At 47.7% G+C, this 2,284-nt stretch carries 2 protein-coding genes; both read right to left on the bottom strand.

Going from position 1 to position 2,284, the window contains the following annotated elements:
* Nucleotides 1-17: 17 nt before the first annotated feature.
* Nucleotides 18-1,397 carry a DNA sulfur modification protein DndD gene (gene dndD, locus RMO52_RS20120; RefSeq protein ID WP_310417807.1) on the bottom strand — a complete coding sequence of 460 codons (1,380 nt, stop codon included), beginning with the start codon at nt 1,395-1,397 and terminating at the stop codon, nt 18-20.
* A gap of 290 nt (nt 1,398-1,687) precedes the next feature.
* On the bottom strand, nt 1,688-2,284 hold a 597-nt coding region (locus tag RMO52_RS20125; RefSeq protein WP_310417810.1), incomplete at its 5' end, for an alpha/beta hydrolase.

Here is a 2,284-nt window from a genome sequence, read left to right on the forward strand (position 1 = left end):
GTAATAACTCGGTCGAGTTATTGATTGAGGCGTTCGCTGGTAATTTTATCGGCTTTGAGTTGGGATACTAGTTCGCGAGCGGTACTTTCTTGGGCTTTGAGGCGGATGTATTCTTCTGGTGATGCGGCTTCGGCAATTTGGCGATCGAGGAAGTCTAATTCGGCTTCGAGTTTGATTAGTTGAGTTTGGAGTTTAACTACGAGAGCGCGATCGCGATCGATCTCGGATTTTAGCAGCGTATCTAAATAGCTTATTGCTTCTGGATCGGCGGCTAACCAAGCGGGTGGATCTAATTCAGCCGCCTGCTCTAAGCTATGATTTTCGCTAGTTAAAAAGGTTTGAATTTCCGAAATTGTCTCTACTGAGAGCGATTGGTGGTGGAGAAAATCGAGCAACCGCCGATCGCGATCGACTAATAGATCGAGCGCGGCTGTGCCTTGTTGATGGCGCAATTCGAGCGCGGCTTGCGATCGCGCTTGAGTCAATAATGGGGTAATTAGAGCCAAGGGCAAACTACCTGCTGCAAGCTGGCATAAATCCTGACGGTGCCGATCGATTTGGGTTTGAATAGCTTTTGACTCTAGCTCCAATTCTTTGCCTTGAGCGGCGATTTTGCCCCCTTCGAGAATGAATTTATCAAAGGCTTGTCCTTCGCGCTCGATCGCGGTCTCTAGCTTAAGTTCGATCTGCTCTATTTCTCGCTCGACGGTGGCTGATTCGAGCTGTTGAAGATCTAGTTTGGCTTCGATCGTCTCGATCGCTTCTAATTGACTTTTAGTTGCCAGATCGCGCCGTTTTCTGGTTACTAATACATCTAAATCTGCTGCTAATCTTTCAGCTAGTTCTAATCCTAATAATGATTGAATTGCATCAAAGACACCAACGGGCGGTGTTTCCTGTTCGGCTAATTCCTTGACCTGCTCGCCATCAAATAGAAATAGATTAGAAATACCGAGTGGTAAGAGATTTTCAATGTACTCATCCCATGTATTCAACAGAGTTTTATCTGCCCAATCATTGACTAAAATCCCTAAAGTATCCTTACCATCCTTGGGATTGCGCTCCCAATACCGGACGATCCGAATATCGCGCAAGTCCCCATCTTCCGCAACTTGAAATGCTAATTCGACTCGGGCTTTTTCGGTAGGGAGGGTATGACGACTGACGCACTGATCGAGAAAATCACCGTAACTCAAACTCCCCCGCGTCGAACACTGAGCGCGCGCACCGTAGAGTGCGAGCCTCATCGCATCCATAATCGTTGTTTTACCACCGCCATTCATTCCCCCAATCAAAATAATCGGACGGCTATCTGCGGAAAGATCCGGTAATAAATTAAGGGTGTTCCTACCTAAGTAAGAACCAAAGTTTTCTAGTACCAGTTCGCGAAATAGCATAGTCAGTGGGAGTGAGGAGCGGGGAATGATGCACGCTCGTCTGTATCATCATACGAGATCGGCTAAATTAGGGAGATGGGAGTGAAAAGAGATACCCAGTAGTGGGACGACACGACTAAAACTGTGGGCATTCATAACGCTGAAAAATACAATGAGTAACATTTTGAGCGATCGCTTTACCCACATTTTTAGTAGTGTCGAGCCAGTAGCCAGTAGGGTGGGCACTGCCCACTATCTAGGTTTTAGGCAATATCCATTTAATAAATATTTGCTCCAACCTACTTAGATCGTTATACGAGATCGACCAGATTAGTATCTTTCTCTAGCAGGCAAGCATGACCGCTCCAGGGTAAGAAAGTCGTTTTTGACTTGGGAAGTTGTTGGTGGAGAAAACGCACCTCTAGCACCGAAGGAAGCAGCCTGTCGTGTTCGCCAGCAATCAGCTCGACGGGGATATCGACTAGTGCTGGTAATACTGAATCGATCCGAAACTGTCGCAATAAACTCAGTCGCCACGCCGCTGTCTGCGGTTGGACGGAGAGCATCGCATCGATCAGGTTTTGACGATCTTCAGGCGTGACTCGATCGGCATTGGTGAGAAAATTGGCGAGAATCCGCGTGGATAATGGATACATATTATCTGGCAACAGACTGGAGAGTGCGCTCCCTTCGGTCAACCACGGCAACCGCACGAATGATGAGGCGGGATTGATGAGGATCAGTTTCTCGATGTTTTTAGCCATCCTACTGGCAACCTGCATTGCCCAGCAGGCACCGAAAGACTCGCCGCATAAATACAGTTGACGTCCTTCAGGTAGCTCAGTAATGATACATTGCATCGATCGATCTACCAGGCTGTGCCAATCGCTGCGGTCGTCGCTGGCGAT

The sequence above is a fragment of the Chamaesiphon sp. OTE_8_metabat_110 genome (assembly GCF_031382685.1).
Lineage (GTDB): Bacteria > Cyanobacteriota > Cyanobacteriia > Cyanobacteriales > Chamaesiphonaceae > Chamaesiphon.

What these genes read in the sequence shown, in the direction of transcription:
- dndD (WP_310417807.1), bottom strand. Translation starts at nt 1,397, where the DNA reads ATGCTATTTCGCGAACTGGTACTAGAAAACTTTGGTTCTTACTTAGGT.